The sequence below is a fragment of the Kocuria sp. ZOR0020 genome, assembly GCF_000800955.1.
GTDB lineage: Bacteria > Actinomycetota > Actinomycetes > Actinomycetales > Micrococcaceae > Kocuria > Kocuria subflava.
In genome coordinates this window covers 1-894 of sequence record NZ_JROX01000275.1, presented here as the reverse complement: position 1 = coordinate 894, position 894 = coordinate 1, and the positions used below count along the sequence as shown (strand labels likewise).

The window sequence follows — 894 nt, the reverse complement described above, 5'->3', positions numbered from 1 at the left end:
GGAGGATGTCACCGGTGAGCATGCCGGCGGCTTTGGCGGGGTTGTTTTTCCACTCCTCCAGATTGATCATGGCTTTACCGACTTCTTTGAGGCGGTTCCATGGTCAGGACGTACGGATGTCAGTCGGTGGTGATTTCCGTGACGGGGGTGCCGTCTTCCTTGTCCTTGACTTGTTGGAAGATTTGGCCGAAGAGGCCCCAGTGGACTTCCAGGTCGGTGAGGTCACGGTTTTCGATGGTGTTTTGGCCGCCGAGCATGGGTGGGGTTTTGTAGCTGGCGCATTCGTTGAACTGCAGGCCCAGGAGTCGGTTTTTCAGGCGGAATCGGTTGAAGTCATCGCGGTCGAAGTACTGCTCGGCTTTACGGTCCGTGGTCACGAATGTGAGGAACTCGTCCAGCGGTGCGATGACTTCCAGGGAGGCGCTGGCGATGTCACCGGCGACGACCACGGTGGTGCCGTCCTCCAGTACGCCTGCGGCGTAGTGGATGGCTTGCCAATCGGTGGCGAAAACAACCAGGTCGGTGGAGCCTTCCCCGAATGCGTCATGTAGTTGGGATGTGGCTTCGGCTCCGGTTTCATCGTTGTGGACCCTTAGCAGGCCACGGTTCAGGGACGCCCCGCACCAGTCTTCATCGGCCAGGGTGGTGCCGATGGTTTCGGTGGCCCAGGCGGTGGTGTTGGGCAGCTTGGCTGATGGTTTGAGTTTCATGCTCTCCAGTGTCCTCTCCATGGGTGGAGTGTGCGCGTGTGGTGCTGGGTGTGTGGATAAACGGGTCCACCTTAGGACCCTGTGGCGGGGGTGGGGGATGGTGCGTGTGGTCAGTCTTCGCCGTGGACGTAGTGGTGGAGGAGGGTGGCGAGGTTGGGGTAGATCACGCCTGGGGAGGGGCCGT

General features: G+C 60.5%; 1 protein-coding gene. It reads right to left on the bottom strand.

What is annotated here, in order from left to right:
* Positions 1–119: 119 nt before the first annotated feature.
* Entirely contained in the window at positions 120–731 is a 612-nt protein-coding gene (locus L979_RS12910; protein WP_081994512.1) for a T6SS immunity protein Tdi1 domain-containing protein, read from the bottom strand.
* Positions 732–894: the final 163 nt, after the last annotated feature.